Raw genomic sequence first — 15,818 nt, forward strand, 5'->3', positions numbered from 1 at the left:
CGCTCAGGCCACGTCCCAGGGTTCGGAGCCGCCGTCTTCGTAGCCGTCTTCGTACTCATCCTCCTCATCGTCGCCGTAGGGCCAGACGATGTGGTGTTCGAGCGGCCCGGCCACGGTCTCGCTGATGACTTTGCCTGCCACCGACATCCCGGCGCGGTGAACCGCCTCGCGGTCTCCGCAGACGAGGTAGTGCCATTCGGGCAGGGGATCGCCCTCGGCGCGCAGGCGATAGGCGCAGCTCGGCGGCAGCCAGGCGAGTTCGCCCGCCGTCTCGGGCGTCAGCCGGATGCAGTCGGGCACGAAGTTGCGGCGATGGGCATAGTCGCTGCAGCGCGCAGTCTTCAGGTCGAGCAGCTTGCAGGCGACATTGGTGTGATAGATCTCGCCGGTATCGGCATCTTCCACCTTGTGCAGGCAGCACTGGCCGCACCCGTCGCACAGCGCTTCCCACTCCGTGCGGCTGAGCGTGGAGAGCGGGCGTTCCCAGAAGGGCTTGTCCGCGCTCACTTCACCCACTTCGCCAGTTCGGCGGCCACGGCATCGGCGCCCTTGTCGGTGGGGAGCATGGAGATGGGTTTGCCGTCCGGGGCCATCAGATAGCTGATGCGGCTGTGGTCCATCAGATATCCGCCCGCGGTATCCGCGCCGCGCTTGTGATAGACGGCAAAGGCGTCGGCGGCCTTGTTCACTTGCTCCGCCGTTCCCGTCAGGCCCAGCAGGCGCGGGCCGAAGGCGCCGGTCCACTCGCCGACGACCTTGGGCGTATCGCGCGCCGGGTCGATCGAGATGAAGATCGGCTGCACTTTCCTGGCCAGATCGGGGTGCGCCTTGGCGAAGATGTTGAAGCCGCGCATCATCGTCTGCACGTCGAGCGGGCAGGCATCCGGGCAGAAGGTATAGCCGAAATAGACGATGCGCCATTCGCCCTTGAACTGGTCCCGGGTGACGGTCTTCCCGTCCTTGTCCACCAGTGTGAACGGGCCGCCGATCGCCGCGCCTTCAAGCGGCGGGCGCTCGGCCTGGGGCTGCTGCTGGCAGGCGGCCAGCGGCATGAGGAAAGACACGGCGAGGGCAAGGCCCAGAGACAGCCGGGGGGCGGGTTTTACGGTCCGGGAATTTCGGTAGGTCATGGCGCGCCGGTTCATGCTCTGCTAAACGCGCCTATGCAAGGCGCCTTGGCGGGAGCGTTCTTGCGAATGAAAAAGTCCGGAGGAATTTCAAGGTGTCGAAGCGTAAGACCGCAAGCAGGGTTTCCCTTTCCCGGGCGATCCTGAAGGCCGCCATTCCCGCGCTGGCCATGGGGCTGGTGCTGCCCGCTCCCGCATGGGCCGATTTTTCGGATGGCTACAAGTTCCTCGAGTCGGTGAAGAAGAAAGAGGGCGAGAAGGTCGAGCAGGCGATCATGGATTCCTCCCAGATCGTGAATGCCCGCGATATCTCCACTGGAGAGACGGCGCTGCACATCGTCACCAAGCGGCGCGACCGGACCTGGCTGAGCTACCTCATTGGCAAGGGCGCCAATGTGAACCAGGGCGACGATCACGGGCTCACTCCGTTGCAACTGGCGATCAATCTGGGCTGGCGCGACGGGGCCGAGTTCCTCGTCGAGCATGGCGCGCGCACCGACGTTTCCAACGACGCCGGGGAAACCCCGCTGATCTCCGCCGTCCACCGGCACGACACGCAGCTTATGAAAGTGCTGCTGGAGGCCGGCGCGAACCCTGATGTGGCGGACAATTCCGGCCGCAGCGCGCGCGACTATGCGAAGCTGGAAGGGGAGAACAACAGCCTCCTCACCACCATCGACACTTACGCCAAGAAGGGCGCATCGAAATCCTCCAAGCCGGTCTACGGCCCGGTACTCTAAAGGCAGACGGACAGATGGAAGATCCCGCAACGCTCGAAGCCCTGCGTGTGCAGCTGGCCCCGGCCATCGCCGATGCCGCCGCGTTCGACGGCTGGACCAGCGAAGCCGTGGCGCAGGCGGCGGACATGGCCGGTGTGGACCGCGATCTGGCCGCTTATGCCTTTCGTGACGGGCAGATGGCGATGATCGCGGCCTGGACCGGGCATGTGGACGCGCAGATGGCGGCAGCGGTTCCGGCCGCCTCGCTTTCGAACCTGCCCGTGCGCGAACGCATCCGCCGCCTGGTCATGGCCCGGCTCGATGCCGCGGCCGGGCGCGAGGAAGCGCTGACCCGCGCGCTGGCGGTGATGGCACTGCCCCGCAACATCGCCGCTTCCGCGCGGCTGGGCTGGCGCAGCGCGGACCGGATGTGGCATCTCGCGGGCGACACCGCGACCGATTACAACCACTATACCAAGCGCGCGATCCTAGCGGGGATCTATGCCGCCACGCTGCAGGTCTTCGTTCGCGATTCCAGCGATGACAAGGCGGAGACCCGCGCGTTTCTTGACCGCCGGATCGAAGGGATCATGCGTTTCGAAAAGGCCAAGAGCCAGATCCTGCGCAAGCCGGACGAGCGTTTCAGCATGACCCGTCTGCTGGGGCGCATCCGTTACCCCGCCCACTGAAGGGAGCGGGCGTGCCGGTCCTCTTTCCCACAGGGCGGGCGTGGGCGGTCTTCGCTGGGGCGATGCTGCAATTTGACCGGAGGCAATGACAGGCCTCGAAGTTATTGCGAAGCAGTTGCAATTCCTTGCGTAATCTGGCAGCGGAACTTTCATGACACTCGACGTGCTTCCCATCGGCAAGACGGCCCGCATCGTGGCGGTGGACTGGGCCGCGCTCGTGCCCGAAGAGGCGCGCCGCCTGCGTGCACTGGGTCTTGAGGAAGGCGCGCGCGTGGCCGTGGCGCATCGCGGCGTGCTGGGCGGCGGGGACCCGATTGCCCTTGCCGTCGGGCGCATGACGATTGCGGTGCGCCGGGCCCATGCCGCGGCAATAGACGTGGAGCTTCTCGAAAGGGTGGATATTTGAGCCGTCCCCGCAAGGTCGCGCTGGTTGGCAATCCCAATGCAGGCAAAAGTGCGCTGTTCAATGCGTTGACCGGCGCGCGCCAGAAAATCGCGAATTATCCGGGCGTCACGGTCGAGCGCAAGAGCGGGCGCTTCATCCTGCCCACTGGCGAGCCGGTGGAGATGACGGACCTGCCCGGCGCTTACGGCCTCGATCCCACCAGCCCGGACGAGGAAGTGACGTCCAAGGTCATCAGCGGCCGTTTCCCGGGTGAAGCGGCGCCCGATGTGCTGGTGGTGGTGCTCGATGCTTCGAACCTCGAACAGCATCTCGTCTTCGCGCAGGAAGTTCTGGCGCTGGGCAAGCCCGCTGTGGTGGCGCTCAACATGGTCGATCTGGCCGAGCGGGACGGGCTGACGCTCGATCCCGGGGTGCTGGAGGAAGAACTGGGCGTGCGGGTGGTCCCCACGGTCGCCGTGCGCCGGCGCGGCCTTTCCGAGCTGGGCGAGGCAATTGCCGCGGCCGAAGCGCGCCATCCGGGGCCGGGCCTGACCAACCTCAAGCCGACCGAGCGCCGGGTGGCCGCCCATGCCATGGCGGACGCGGCGATCCTGTCCGAATCGAAACGCCACCGCCTGCATGCCCGGCTGGACCGGGTGCTGCTCAATCCCTGGCTGGGGCCGGTGATCCTGCTGGTACTGCTGTTCGTGGTGTTCCAGGCGGTTTTCGCCTGGGCGACGCCGTTCGCCGATGCGCTCGACGCGGGAGTGGGCTGGCTGCATGACGGCGTGAAAGCCGTGATGCCGGCAGGGCTCGTGCGCGATCTGATTACCGACGGGATCATTGCCGGGGTCGGCGCGGTGGTGGTGTTCCTGCCGCAGATCGTCATCCTCTTCGCTTTCATTCTGGCGATGGAGGCCTCCGGCTACATGGCGCGCGCGGCGTTTCTGATGGACCGGCTGATGGCGCACGTGGGGCTTTCGGGCCGCAGCTTCATCCCGCTGCTCTCCAGCTTCGCTTGCGCCATTCCCGGCATCATGGCGACCCGTTCGATTTCCGATCCCAAGGACCGGCTGACGACGATCCTGATCGCCCCGATGATGACCTGTTCGGCGCGTCTGCCGGTCTATGCCGTGATCATCGCCGCGTTCATTCCCAACACCAATGTCGGCGGCGGCGTGGGGCTGCAGGGGCTGGTGCTTTTCGCGCTCTACGTGGCGGGCGTGCTGGGGGCGATGCTGGTCGCGCTGATCCTGCGCCGTTCGGTGACCAAGGGCGCGGCCTCCGGCTTCATCATGGAGCTGCCCAAGTACCAGCTTCCCCGGCTCAAGGACATGGCGATCGGCCTGTGGCAGCGTGCGTGGATCTTCCTGCGCCGTGCGGGCACGATCATTTTCACCGTCACGGTGGTGCTGTGGGTGCTGCTCAATTTCCCGCAGGCGAAGCCCGGCGAAAGCCAGGTCGATGCCTCGATCGCGGGCAAGCTCGCCAATGGCCTCTCCGTCGTGGTCGAGCCGATCGGTTTCAACCGCGACATGGCATTGGCTCTGATCCCGGCGATGGCCGCGCGAGAAGTGGCCGTCTCATCGCTGGCAACGACTTATGCCGTCGATGCCAGCGACGACGATGACCGGCAGGCCGCCGAACTGGGCGACCAGCTCAAGAGCCGCTGGACCCTGCCGATGGCGCTGGCGTTCCTCGCCTGGTTCGTCTTCGCGCCGCAGTGCATGTCCACCATCGCCGTTACCCGGCGCGAGACCAACGGCTGGAAATGGCCCGCGTTCATGCTCGCCTACCTGTTCGGTCTGGCATACGCGGCCGCGGGGCTGACGTACTGGATTGCGGTGAGCGCCGGGCTTTAGACGGGGGCATGTAACCTCACTGAAAATATTTAATTTTCCGCTCCCGTCGCGATCCTGTATCTTCGCATCCGAAGGGAAGCTTCAGCAGTCTGGCAAGGGCCGCCACGCAAGATATTCTGAGCCGCCCGCAATCATGTCGGAGATGCGCTTTGGGGGCATGGGGTGCGCTGATCATGAGCTTTTTCGGGGCGGTGTTCGTTTCCCTGACGCTGTTCTGGCAATGGCACCTTTCGGGCGCCGTTCTGGTTTTGCCGTTTGTGGTGTTCGTTTTGATCGGGCTCCCCGCGAGCTACGTCATTCGCGCGCCCGGTGATGGCATCAAGCCGTCACCCAAAGAAGAGCGAGTCATCATGTGGAGCAGCATAGGTGAAGGCATCGGCCTTTTTCTCGTCTCCAACATTGTCATCAATCTGCACCGGCCAGACCTTCTCCTGCCTTCGATGGCACTGGTGGTCGGGTTACATTTCCTGCCTATCGCGTTCGCCGCTCGTTTTCGTCCGTTCTATGTGCTCGGCGGTGCCTTGATCGCGGCCGCGTTTGCAGGTTTCATTGCCGGAGCGCCGGCAGGGGGCGAATTGGCAGGGCTCATGGCTGCCGCGGCCCTTTGGCTTGCATCCGGCATCGCAGTTCGCCGTGACTGGCTGGCAAAGGAAAGCACTGCGGCCGGTTCTTGAGGAATCGCGTTCCGGTCAATCGTCTTGCAGGGCACATCCTGCCAAGCGGGGAAAACAGCTCTATCGACGGTTGGCAGAAAGCCCTGTGGTTCGCTAACCCGTCGGCCGAGATTCAAACGAAAGCGATTCCATCATGGCAGGCAGCGTCAACAAGGTCATTCTCGTCGGCAACCTCGGGGCCGATCCTGAGGTCAAGTCGTTCCAGAACGGCGGGCGCATCTGCAACTTGCGCATCGCCACTTCGGAAAGCTGGAAGGACCGCCAGACCGGCGAGCGCAAGGAGCGCACCGAATGGCATCAGGTCGTGCTCCAGTCCGATGGGCTGGTGGGCGTCGCCGAACGCTTCCTGCGCAAGGGATCGAAAGTCTACATCGAAGGCCAGCTGCGCACCCGCAAGTGGCAGGACCAGAACGGTAACGACCGCTATTCCACCGAAGTTTCCGTCGGCGGCATGGGCGGCGTGCTCACCATGCTCGACAGTGCGCCGGGCGGCGGCGGCCAGCGCGGCGGTGGCGGCGGCTGGAACGAGGGCGGTTCCTCGGGCGGTGGCTTCGGCGGCGGCGGCCGTTCGGGTGGCGGCAACGACTGGGGCCGCTCCGGCGGGTCGTCGGGCGGCAGCAGCGACTGGGGCAGCACGGGCGGCTCTTCGGGTGGCAGCGGCGGCGGCTTCGGCGACGATCTGGACGACGATATCCCGTTCTGATCCGGGCCGGACTTTCCCGGTCAACGGTTTACGGCCGCCCCTTTCGGGCGGCCGTTTTGTATTGGCCTGATCTTGCTTGTTTTAAAACGCCTTGCTTATTTCAGAACCCGTTCGGCGTCTTCCAGCGAGAGGTCGTGCATCTGCCTGAGATAGGCTTCGAAGTAGCTCTTGTGCGATGCACCGACGATGACCAGGGCGCGTTCGTCCGGCTTCGCGCGTAACATGTCGCGGATATTGGCGGCCATGCGCAGGTTTCGTGTTTCCCAATAGGCGACGTACTGGCGGCCGAATTCCTGCGGTGAGGGATCGCGAAGCGCTGCGCCGAAGTCGCTGTCGAACACGACTTTCCCCATGCCGGGCGCATTGAGATCGCGATAGATGGCAAGCAGGCCTTCGGGCGTTCCCATGCGTTCGTTCATGCGCTTGTCATGGGCCTGGCGCGCGTGATTGGCCGGATTGTCCCAGGCTTTGGTGATCGCGTCATTGAAAGCCGCATCGTCAGACGGCATGAAATCGGCCGTGTGGTCGTCGATTGGGAAAATCCGTTCGAGGCCAAGGCGGGCGGCGAGCCGGGCCGCGATCTGGATCGATTCGTCGTGCCGCGTGCTCAGCTTGGCAAGACTGGCGGCCAAGGTTGCATCGAGGCCATTGCCTTCACGGCGCTCGGCCTCTGGCAGGCGGAACCATTGCACCATGGCCGAGGCTCGGTCGCCACTGGCCAGAAACAGGGCGGCAAGGTGCCGGCGCTGGGCAGGGGTGGGCGCATCGGGCCAATGGGTGAGCAGCCGTTCCGCCTCCCGCGTGGCTTCGGGTACGGTCAGCCCGGTCGCTTTGCGGGCCGGGGCCGGATCCCAGCAATAGCCTTTTACCGTATCGGCATAGCGATCGGGATAGGCGCGCATGAAATCGCATTGCGGGCCGGAGACGGCCTCTATGGCAATGGCCTGCGGCTTCCACGCAGCCAGACGCGCCAGCAGCGGAGCCAGATTGGCAGGCGCGAAGCTATCGGGAAAAGTCGAAAGGTGCGGCGATCCCAGAACCAGCAGCTCGCCGGGCTTGCCCGCGATCCGCGCGTGTATATGGCCCGGATCGAAACGGGGCTGATCGCTTTGCGCTGCGGCCAGCGGTGCGGCCGCAAGCCCCAGAACCAATGCCAGGATCGCGCGCACGGCATGCCTCCTTCGTCTTGTGATTGGCTAACGGAGGCACGCTATAATATCGAGACGGCATGGCAAGCGCTTAAGAGGCCTGCTTTTTTTGTCTAACTGGAAAGCCGTCTGTTACCCCTTGCCCAGGTTCAGCCCCTTCAGCGCCGCGAAGGGCCCCTGATCTTCCGGCGTGCCGATCCCGGCGGCCTTGCGTGCCGCCTCCGCTTCGGGGCCGGTGAGGAACGGATCGATCGCCAGCGCCAGGCTTTGCGCCACGGCTTCGCCGAGGTCGATGTGAGAGCCGGTATATTCGATTTCGTCGCAATCGTCGGCGGTGATCTCGAATTCCTCGTCGGGGGCATAGGCGGTCATGGCGGGGACGAAGCGGAAGAACAGGGGCTCGTCGATGGAGACCGGCAAGTCCTCGGCGGAGATCGCGCAGGACTGGACGATTTCGGCCTTGAGGCGTCCGCGCGCTTCCACGGTGCGGTCGTCGCGGTGCAGTTCGAGGTCTGCCGAAACACTGTCGATCCGCACGAGGCCGAAGCGGCGGGCGAGCGCCTCGCGTTCTGCGGCGCTCGCCTCCACGTGCGGGGCCTGGCCTTCGGCCTGGCGCACATCGAGCGGGCGGGAAAATTCGGGGGCAGTGCTGTCCGGCGTGTTCATCGCGCGATCTCCGCGGCCAGCAGGGCTTCGTCCGGCAAGGCATCGATCTGCGCATGCAGGCGGCGCACTTCGCTGGCAAGGCGGGCGGTGTCGGCGCCCTCGATCAGGGTGACGTTGCGTTCAAGCGCGGCGATCAACGCGGAATCGTCCTGTGCCAGAGCCTCTTTCAGCGCGCCGATGCGCCCGGCCATCACGTTCATCAGCTTGCCGATATGCTTGCCGACGACGAGATCGCCGACGCCCGACTGGCGCAATTGCCCGTCCATGTCTTCCACGAAAAGCTCGGTCAGCCGGGCCGAAGGGCCGATCAGTGCGCCGTCGCCGCTCCCGCTGCGCTCCATGCGCAGCATCACCAGCGCCAGCACCAGCGTGATCGCATCGAACCGGCCCGCCACGGTATCGGCCACGCCGCATTGCGCATACCAGAGCTTTTCGCGCGCGATTTCCACCACGCGGTGCCACAGCGGGCGCGCCGCCTCTCGGGAATCCGGGCGTTTGCCGAGGATGCGGGAAATCAGGGACACGGCTGCAGGGGCCTTTCGTTCAGCGGCAATTCAATCGATCCGGGCCAACGCCCATTGCGCGGGCGCTTTCGGGGCCTTAAGGCCATGGGCGATATAGGGCTCGGATACCGGCTGCAATGCCTACTATGGCGCGGCTGCGGTATCCGCCGGGTTTGGAGTATGAAAATGCGCAAGGTTGGTCACAAGATCCGGACGGCAGGAATGGTTCTGGCGCTTTCCGCGCTGGCCGCCGGCTGCTCGTCGATCCGCGATCACCGCGGCTATCTGATCGACCATACTCTGCTCGATTCGGTCCAGCCGGGCATCGACAACCGCCTTTCGGTGGAAAAGACGCTCGGCCGCCCGACTTTCGTGAGCCAGTTCGGCACCAAGGACTACTATTACGTCTCGCAAGTCGTGAAGACCCCGCCGTTCGGCCGCCCGCGCACGGCGGACGAGACGATCCTGCGCGTGCGTTTCGACGATGCGGGCAATGTCACCGCAGTGGACAAGCGCGGCATGGAGCAGGTCGCGCGGATCAGCCCCAATGGGGACAAGACGCCGACGCTGGGCCGCCACCGCTCGCTGCTGGAAGATCTCTTCGGCAATATCGGCGCGGTGGGGGCCGGTGGTGTTGGCGGCGGGCCTGCAACGCCGACTGGCCCGGGGCCGAACGGAAGCTGAGCAGTTTGTCGCGCGGCCGTCCCGGCTTGAACCTCGCCGGGCGCGGCATATATGCGCCTGCATGAACGATAGCAGGGCGAGCCACGGCCTGATCGAGTGGCACGGTACGACCATCATCGGCGTCAGGAAGGGCGGCAAGACCGTCATCGCCGGTGACGGGCAGGTTTCCATGGGCAACACGGTGATGAAGCCCAACGCGCGCAAGGTGCGCCGTCTGGGCGATGACGAGAAGGTCATTGCCGGTTTCGCGGGCGCGACGGCGGACGCCTTTACCCTGTTCGAACGGCTGGAGCGCAAGCTGGAGCAGTATCGCGGCCAGCTGATGCGCGCGGCAGTGGAACTCGCCAAGGACTGGCGCACCGACAAGTACTTGCGCAATCTCGAAGCGCTGATGATCGTGGCCGATGCCGATACGCTGCTGGTGCTCACCGGCAATGGCGACGTGCTGGAACCCGAGGGCGGACCAGAGTCGCAAATCGCGGCGATCGGTTCCGGCGGCAACTATGCGCTGGCCGCTGCCCGTGCGGTCGATGCCTATGAGGACGATGCGGAACAGATCGCACGCAAGGCCATGCAGGTGGCCGCCGATATCTGCGTGTTCACCAACGACCGTGTGACTGTGGAAACGGTCTGATTTCATACCTGAAGGCCGCTCGGCACGAACGGAAGTTTGGAATTTCAATGACAGACAATCTCACCCCCAAGGCCATTGTCCGCGCGCTCGACGAGCACATTGTCGGCCAGAGCGAGGCGAAGAAGGCCGTTGCCGTGGCGCTGCGCAACCGCTGGCGCCGTCAACGCCTGCCGCTCGATCTGCGCGACGAGGTGACGCCCAAGAACATCCTGATGATCGGCCCCACGGGCTGCGGCAAGACCGAGATCAGCCGCCGTCTGGCGCGGCTGGCCGATGCGCCTTTCGTGAAAGTGGAAGCCACCAAGTTTACCGAAGTCGGCTATGTCGGCCGCGACGTGGAACAGATCGCCCGCGATCTGGTGGAAGAGGCGATCCGTCTGGAAAAGGACCGCCGCCGCGAGAGCGTGCGCGAGGCGGCCAGCAAGGCAGCAATGGACCGGCTGCTCAATGCCCTGGTGGGCGAGGGCGCTTCGGAAGCCACCCGCGCCTCGTTCCACCAGCGCATCACTGAAAACGCGATGAACGATACCGAAGTCGAGATCGAGGTGGAGGACACGCCCAATGCGCCGATGGAGATCCCCGGCATGGGCGGCTCGGTCGGCATGATCAACCTGTCGGACATCATGGGCAAAGCCTTCGGCGGCCAGAACATGAAGCGCCGCAAGATGAAAGTGCCCGACGCCTGGGACAAGCTGGTCGAGGAAGAATCCGAAAAGCGCATGGATCAGGACGACGTCGCCCGTGTCGCGCTGGCCAATGCGGAGACCAACGGCATCGTTTTCCTGGACGAGATCGACAAGATCGCCGTGTCCGACGTGCGCGGCGGTTCGGTGAGCCGCGAAGGCGTGCAGCGCGACCTGCTGCCGCTGATCGAGGGCACCACGGTTTCCACCAAGTACGGCCCGATGAAGACCGACCATGTGCTGTTCATCGCCAGCGGTGCCTTTCACGTCGCCAAGCCGAGCGACATGCTGCCCGAACTGCAGGGCCGTCTGCCGATCCGGGTGGAGCTGAAGGCGCTGACCGAGGAAGACTTCGTGCGCATCCTCTCCGAAACGCGCGCCAACCTCATCGAACAGTACCGCGCCCTGCTCGGCACCGAGAACGTGACGGTGGACGTGACGGCAGGCGCCATTGCCGAAGTGGCCAAGATCGCCGCGCAAGTGAACGAAAGCGTCGAGAACATCGGCGCCCGCCGCCTGCAGACGGTAATGGAAAAGCTGCTGGAAGAACTCAGCTTCGAGGCCGAGGACCGCGTGGGCGAGACGGTGACGGTGGACGAGGCCTATGTGCGCGAGAAGCTCTCCGGCCTCGCGGGCAATGCGAACCTGTCGAAGTACATTCTCTGACGGGATGAGCGGGCCGGTTAAAGGGCGCGAGGCGATGATCGCGGGAATGAACCCGTGCCTCGATCCGCAGCCCTGGGTCTTCTGCACTGGCGGCCCAGCGCATGCCGAAGCGCTGGGCACGTTCCGCGAGGGGGAAGGGCTGAGCCAGATCCTTCCCCTCGAAGCCGCGCGGGCGGCGGGCCATGATGTCTCGCTGCCGATGGCGCGGATCGTACTGGAAGTGCACTCGGCGCTCGACGGCACCGGGCTGACCGCCGCCGTGGCAGGCGCGCTCGCGGACGCGGGCATCGCGTGCAACATGGTCGCCGCCTATCACCACGATCACGCCTTTGTGCCCGAAGGCGACGGCCCAAGAGCGCTGGCGATCCTGCAGCGCCTGCAGGCGGATGGGCGGGGCGCGTGATGCACTCGATTTACCCCCATCCTTCGTCATTGCGAGCCGAAGGCGAAGCAATCCAGGGCGGTTTGCGCCGACTCTGGATTGCCGCGTCGGCTTCGCCTCCTCGCAATGACGAAGAATGGGGAGCTATGGGCGGCACACGTCCGCGAACAAGTCCCGCCATTGCGGGTTTGCTGTTTCGATCAGCGATAGCTTTTTCCTGCGCGAACCGCCCTTGATCTGTTTCTCGCGCAGGATGGCGTGCTCCATCGTTGCATGCAGTTCGAACCACACCAGAAGCTTGCAGTCGTAACGCGCGGTGAAGCCATCGATCACACCTTCCCGGTGCTCCCAAACGCGCTTGGGCAGCCAGGAGGTGACGCCCACATACAGCGTCCCATTGCGGGCACTTGCCATGATGTAGACTGCCGGTTGGAAATCGCGCCGCATTGCTTTGAATTGCTTCGCCGCTGCGTTTCCCGCAAGAATGAAGAGCGTTAAATCTTGGTTATCCGTCGTCCTTCGTCATTACGAAGCGACCGCAAATGCGCCGCTGTGCTCGCCATGATGCAGCAACGGGTGTAAGGCGCTTCCATGTATCAGACCCCCGAAGACCGCCCGATCTACCGCCTGCTCACCGGCAAGGACGACCGCGCCTTTTGCGAGCGCGTGTCCGAGGCGCTGGAACAGGGCTGGCGCCTCTACGGCTCGCCGGTGATCTCATGGGATACGGCGGAGAACTGCATGAAAGCGGCGCAGGCCGTCGTCTGGCATGAGGCGGACGTGGTGAAGTGAGGCGGAGGCTACCAGGCTTGGTAGCTGCAACTCTTCTTCGTCTCGTTCGTCATTGCGAGGAGGCGAAGCCGACGCGGCAATCCAGAGTCGGCGCAAACCGCCCTGGATTGCTTCGCCTTCGGCTCGCAATGACGAAGGGAAGGGGACGAGCTTTCATCAGCGAGTTGTATTGTAACGGCGCGCGAGCACTGCTGGCTGCCAGCCCGCACCCGAGAATGGGTGAGGCGCCGTAGCCTATGAACGGCGCGGGATAGGCCCCCAGCAGAGATGCCATCGCAAATCCGGCCATGGAAGCCGCGCAGGCTTGGCCCGCGCGGCCTGCCGTGAGCGGCGCTGCGAGTGCCGCAGCCAGCCCCAGAGAGAGGGCCGCGCCCCATGCCGGGCCTGCGTGCCAGCCATCTTGCAGCACCGTCTCCACGAAAGCCACGGGCGCCAGCGCGTCTGGCCGGGCCCAGGTTGCGGCGAGTGCTGCAGCGGCGCTGGTAAGGGCCAGTGTGTCCGCCCACGATCGCGGCTGGCGGACTATGGCAAGGACGGCCAGCAGCCAGGCCAGGGCGGCGGCCCGGTCGGGCTGCAATGCGGGTATGACGGCCACTGCCGCCAGCACGCTGGCACGTGTCCAGCCCCTAAGGCCGGATGCCAGGGCCGCAAGGGCAGGCAGGAAGAGCACCGCGGCGTGGAGGCGGAAAGGCCCGATCTGATGCCAGCGATGCACGCCCGAAGGCCAGTGCCCCCGGCTCAGTGCGGGCAGGGCGTCGGGTGTCAGTGTGGCGGCGAGCAGGGTGATCCCGGCAGCGCAGATGACAATCGCGGTCTTCGGGCCGAAACGCGGCAGCGGAATCCAGGCGATCAGGCCTGCCGCTATCAGCGCCGCGGCATTGACGATGAGGTATTGAAGGGGAGAGCTGTGGCTCCCCATCCACGCGAGACCTGCAAGGACGGCAAGGCTCAGCCCGGTAACAAGCCGGACCCGCGTTGCCTTCCCTGCGGTCTTCATGTTCAGGTCAGATGTGGCCGATCAAATGTGGATCGGCTTGCCGGTCACAGCCATCGCCGCTTCCTTGATCGCCTCGGAGTGCGTCGGGTGGGCGTGGCAGGTGTAGGCGATGTCCTCGCTGGTGGCGCCGAATTCCATGGCCTGCGCGGCCTGGCCGATCATCGTGCCCGCCACCGAGGCGATGCACCATACGCCGAGCACGCGGTCGGTCTCGGCGTCCGCGATCACCTTCACGAAGCCGTCGGGCTCGTGGTTGGTCTTGGCGCGCGAGTTGGCGAGCATCGGGAACTTGCCCACCTTCACCGCACCGCGTTCCTTGGCGGCTTCCTCGGTGAGGCCCACGCCCGCGATCTCGGGCTGGGTGTAGACCACGCTCGGGATCACATCATGGTTCACGATGCCGGTGAGGCCGGCGATGTTCTCGGCCACGGCGAGGCCTTCGTCCTCGGCCTTGTGCGCGAGCATCGGGCCGGGGATCACGTCGCCGATGGCCCAGACGCCTTCGACCTTGGTGGCGAAGTCATGATCGGTCTCGATCTGGCCGCGCTGGTTGAGTTCCAGCCCGATCTTGTCGAGGCCGAGGCCGTCGGTGTTGGGACGGCGGCCGATCGAGACCAGCACCGCATCCGCTTCCAGCTTCTCCGCATCGCCGCCCTTGGCGGGCTCGACGGTGACAGTGGCCTTCTTGCCCTTCACCGTCACGCCCGTGACCTTGGTGCCGAGCTTGAGCGTCATGCCCTGCTTCTTGAAGATCTTGGAGGCTTCCTTGCGCACGTCCCCGTCCATGCCGGGCAGGAGCTGGTCGAGGAATTCGACGACCGTCACTTCGGCGCCCAGACGGCGCCAGACCGAGCCGAGTTCCAGCCCGATCACGCCGCCGCCGATGACGACCATCTTCTTGGGCACGGAGGCCAGTTCCAGCGCGCCGGTGCTGTCCACCACCACGCCCTTGGCATTGTCGACTTCCACGCCGGGCAGGGGAGTGACGGAGGAGCCGGTGGCGATGACCACGTTCTTCGCGGTCTTCGTCTCGCCGTTCACTTCGACGGTGTGCGCGTCCTTGAACTGGGCATAGCCCTTCAGCCAGTCGACCTTGTTCTTCTTGAACAGGAACTCGATGCCGCCGGTCAGGCCCTTCACCGCGTCCTTGCGCTGGCCCTGCATGGTGTCGAGGTCCAGTTCGGGGGAGACCTTGATGCCCATGCTGGCCATCGCGCCGCCCTTGGCCGCCTCGAAGTATTCCGAAGCGTGGAGCAGGGCCTTGGAGGGAATGCAGCCCACGTTGAGGCAGGTTCCGCCCAGCGTTTCGCGCCCTTCGGCGCAGGCGGTCTTCAGGCCCAGCTGCGCCGCGCGGATCGCCGCGACGTAACCGCCGGGACCGGCACCGATGACAAGGACGTCGTAATCGTAATCAGCCATTTCTAGGGCTCCGTTTCAACGTGCTTCGACAAGCTCAGCACGAGCGGACTTGGGTATTCAAGCAGCAAATCCCACCCCGCTCACCCTGATCCTGAGCGTGTCGAAGGATCGAAGTGTGGGCAGAGCGGGACGTATCGGATCAAAGATCGATCAGCAGGCGCGTGGGATCCTCGATCGCTTCCTTGATGGTCTTGAGCGCGGTCACGGCTTCGCGGCCATCGATGATGCGGTGGTCGTAGGAGAGCGCGATGTACATCATCGGGCGGATCACGATCTGGCCGTCGCGCACGACCGGACGGTCCTCGATGCGGTGGAGGCCCAGCACGGCGCTCTGTGGCGGGTTGATGATCGGGGTGGACATCAGGCCGCCGAACACGCCGCCGTTGGAGATCGTGAAAGTGCCGCCCTTCATGTCTTCCATGGTGAGCGTGCCTTCCTTGGCCTTCTTGCCGTAGTCGGCGATGGCCTGCTCGATCCCGGCGAAGCCGAGCTTGTCGCAGTCCTTCACGACGGGCACGACAAGGCCGTTCGGGGCCGAAACCGCGATCGAGATGTCGACGTAGTCGTGATAGACGATTTCGTCGCCGTCAATCTGGGCGTTGACGGCCGGGATGTCCTTGAGCGCCAGCACCGAGGCCTTGGCGAAGAAGGACATGAAGCCGAGCTTGATGCCGTGCTTCTTGGCGAAGACGTCCTTGTACTTGTTGCGCGCCTCGATGACGGCGGACATGTCCACGTCATTGAAAGTGGTGAGCAGCGCCGCATTGTCCTGCGCGCTCTTGAGGCGCTTGGCGATCGTCTGGCGCAGGCGCGTCATCTTGACGCGTTCCTCGCTGCGAGCCGGGGCGGCGGCAGCGGCGGGCGCGCTGGCGGGCGCCGAGGCGGGCTTGGACTTGGCGGCGGCGATCACATCGTCCTTGGTGATGCGGCCGTCCTTGCCGGTGCCCTTGATGGTCGCGGGATCGATGCCGTATTCGAGCACCGCGCGGCGCACGGCGGGCGAGAGCACCGCAGCGCCTGCGGGGGCTTCCGCTGCGACGGCGGTGGGGGCCGGAGCCGGGGTGGCGGCGGCAGGCGCGGGCGTT

The 15,818-nt window shown here is 65.3% G+C and carries 20 protein-coding genes; 11 read left to right on the forward strand and 9 right to left on the reverse strand.

Annotated elements, in window-relative coordinates:
• Nucleotides 1-3: 3 nt before the first annotated feature.
• Together MTR66_RS17670 and MTR66_RS17675 are read right to left on the reverse strand one after the other, a co-directional pair.
• On the reverse strand, nucleotides 4-516 hold the full coding sequence (locus MTR66_RS17670) for a YcgN family cysteine cluster protein (RefSeq protein WP_407673071.1): 513 nt from the start codon (nucleotides 514-516) through the stop codon (nucleotides 4-6).
• Nucleotides 504-1,130, reverse strand: coding sequence for an SCO family protein (locus tag MTR66_RS17675; protein ID WP_243923457.1), 627 nt, complete (start codon nucleotides 1,128-1,130; stop codon nucleotides 504-506). Before MTR66_RS17675 ends, MTR66_RS17670 begins: the two co-directional genes overlap by 13 nt.
• Nucleotides 1,131-1,222: 92 nt before the next feature.
• Here MTR66_RS17675 and MTR66_RS17680 point away from each other — a divergent pair, with 92 nt between their 5' ends.
• The 6 genes from MTR66_RS17680 to ssb all read left to right on the forward strand — a co-directional run bounded on the left by MTR66_RS17680 (nucleotide 1,223) and on the right by ssb (nucleotide 6,159).
• Complete coding sequence (locus MTR66_RS17680; protein WP_327194525.1) at nucleotides 1,223-1,867, forward strand: ankyrin repeat domain-containing protein; 645 nt, start codon at nucleotides 1,223-1,225, stop codon at nucleotides 1,865-1,867.
• Nucleotides 1,868-1,881: 14 nt separating this feature from the next.
• Nucleotides 1,882-2,535, forward strand: coding sequence for a COQ9 family protein (locus MTR66_RS17685; protein WP_243923458.1), 654 nt, complete (start codon nucleotides 1,882-1,884; stop codon nucleotides 2,533-2,535).
• Nucleotides 2,536-2,686: 151 nt separating this feature from the next.
• The gene (locus MTR66_RS17690; protein ID WP_243923460.1) at nucleotides 2,687-2,941 is read left to right on the forward strand and encodes a FeoA family protein; all 255 of its coding nucleotides are present in this window, start codon (nucleotides 2,687-2,689) and stop codon (nucleotides 2,939-2,941) included.
• Complete coding sequence (gene feoB / locus MTR66_RS17695) at nucleotides 2,938-4,782, forward strand: ferrous iron transporter B (protein WP_243923462.1); 1,845 nt, start codon at nucleotides 2,938-2,940, stop codon at nucleotides 4,780-4,782. The genes MTR66_RS17690 and feoB overlap by 4 nt, the downstream gene beginning before the upstream one ends.
• Nucleotides 4,783-4,955: 173 nt before the next feature.
• Nucleotides 4,956-5,456: a hypothetical protein gene (locus MTR66_RS17700; RefSeq protein WP_243923465.1), complete on the forward strand. Its 501-nt coding sequence runs from the start codon at nucleotides 4,956-4,958 to the stop codon at nucleotides 5,454-5,456.
• Between the two features lie 133 nt (nucleotides 5,457-5,589).
• Nucleotides 5,590-6,159 (forward strand): single-stranded DNA-binding protein, encoded by a 570-nt coding sequence (gene ssb / locus MTR66_RS17705; protein WP_268740581.1) that lies wholly within the window; start codon nucleotides 5,590-5,592, stop codon nucleotides 6,157-6,159.
• A gap of 95 nt (nucleotides 6,160-6,254) precedes the next feature.
• On the opposite strand, the gene MTR66_RS17710 is transcribed toward ssb, so the two are convergent.
• The 3 genes from MTR66_RS17710 to MTR66_RS17720 form a co-directional block, all read right to left on the reverse strand.
• On the reverse strand, nucleotides 6,255-7,328 hold the full coding sequence (locus MTR66_RS17710) for a DUF5694 domain-containing protein (RefSeq protein ID WP_243923466.1): 1,074 nt from the start codon (nucleotides 7,326-7,328) through the stop codon (nucleotides 6,255-6,257).
• 111 nt (nucleotides 7,329-7,439) lie between these two features.
• Nucleotides 7,440-7,973 carry a YceD family protein gene (locus tag MTR66_RS17715; RefSeq protein WP_243923467.1) on the reverse strand — a complete coding sequence of 178 codons (534 nt, stop codon included), beginning with the start codon at nucleotides 7,971-7,973 and terminating at the stop codon, nucleotides 7,440-7,442.
• Nucleotides 7,970-8,497, reverse strand: a complete 528-nt coding sequence (locus MTR66_RS17720; protein ID WP_243923468.1) for a ubiquinol-cytochrome C chaperone family protein — start codon at nucleotides 8,495-8,497, stop codon at nucleotides 7,970-7,972. The genes MTR66_RS17715 and MTR66_RS17720 overlap by 4 nt, the downstream gene beginning before the upstream one ends.
• A 165-nt stretch (nucleotides 8,498-8,662) precedes the next feature.
• Between MTR66_RS17720 and MTR66_RS17725 the strand changes: the two genes are divergently transcribed.
• The 4 genes from MTR66_RS17725 (at nucleotide 8,663) to MTR66_RS17740 (ending at nucleotide 11,546) form a co-directional block, all read left to right on the forward strand.
• Nucleotides 8,663-9,160, forward strand: a complete 498-nt coding sequence (locus MTR66_RS17725) for an outer membrane protein assembly factor BamE (RefSeq protein WP_243923469.1) — start codon at nucleotides 8,663-8,665, stop codon at nucleotides 9,158-9,160.
• Between the two features lie 61 nt (nucleotides 9,161-9,221).
• On the forward strand, nucleotides 9,222-9,794 hold the full coding sequence (hslV, locus tag MTR66_RS17730; RefSeq protein ID WP_327194526.1) for an ATP-dependent protease subunit HslV: 573 nt from the start codon (nucleotides 9,222-9,224) through the stop codon (nucleotides 9,792-9,794).
• A gap of 47 nt (nucleotides 9,795-9,841) precedes the next feature.
• Nucleotides 9,842-11,143 carry an ATP-dependent protease ATPase subunit HslU gene (hslU, locus tag MTR66_RS17735; RefSeq protein ID WP_243923470.1) on the forward strand — a complete coding sequence of 434 codons (1,302 nt, stop codon included), beginning with the start codon at nucleotides 9,842-9,844 and terminating at the stop codon, nucleotides 11,141-11,143.
• Between the two features lie 4 nt (nucleotides 11,144-11,147).
• Entirely contained in the window at nucleotides 11,148-11,546 is a 399-nt protein-coding gene (locus tag MTR66_RS17740) for an ACT domain-containing protein (RefSeq protein ID WP_243923471.1), read from the forward strand.
• A 123-nt stretch (nucleotides 11,547-11,669) separates the two neighbouring features.
• Here the strand turns inward: MTR66_RS17740 and MTR66_RS17745 are convergent, their stop codons facing one another.
• On the reverse strand, nucleotides 11,670-11,972 hold the full coding sequence (locus MTR66_RS17745) for a GIY-YIG nuclease family protein (protein ID WP_243923473.1): 303 nt from the start codon (nucleotides 11,970-11,972) through the stop codon (nucleotides 11,670-11,672).
• Between the two features lie 144 nt (nucleotides 11,973-12,116).
• On the opposite strand from MTR66_RS17745, the gene MTR66_RS17750 reads away from it, so the two are divergent.
• On the forward strand, nucleotides 12,117-12,317 hold the full coding sequence (locus MTR66_RS17750; protein ID WP_243923475.1) for a DUF1737 domain-containing protein: 201 nt from the start codon (nucleotides 12,117-12,119) through the stop codon (nucleotides 12,315-12,317).
• 49 nt (nucleotides 12,318-12,366) lie between these two features.
• Here the strand turns inward: MTR66_RS17750 and MTR66_RS17755 are convergent, their stop codons facing one another.
• The 3 genes from MTR66_RS17755 to odhB all read right to left on the reverse strand — a co-directional run.
• The gene (locus MTR66_RS17755; protein ID WP_243923477.1) at nucleotides 12,367-13,314 is read right to left on the reverse strand and encodes a hypothetical protein; all 948 of its coding nucleotides are present in this window, start codon (nucleotides 13,312-13,314) and stop codon (nucleotides 12,367-12,369) included.
• A 21-nt stretch (nucleotides 13,315-13,335) separates the two neighbouring features.
• Nucleotides 13,336-14,733, reverse strand: a complete 1,398-nt coding sequence (gene lpdA / locus MTR66_RS17760; protein ID WP_243923479.1) for a dihydrolipoyl dehydrogenase — start codon at nucleotides 14,731-14,733, stop codon at nucleotides 13,336-13,338.
• Between the two features lie 139 nt (nucleotides 14,734-14,872).
• The coding region (gene odhB / locus MTR66_RS17765) for a 2-oxoglutarate dehydrogenase complex dihydrolipoyllysine-residue succinyltransferase (RefSeq protein ID WP_243923481.1) at nucleotides 14,873-15,818 on the reverse strand (946 nt) is incomplete at its 5' end.

It is taken from the genome of Novosphingobium beihaiense, assembly GCF_022832375.1.
GTDB lineage: Bacteria > Pseudomonadota > Alphaproteobacteria > Sphingomonadales > Sphingomonadaceae > Novosphingobium > Novosphingobium beihaiensis.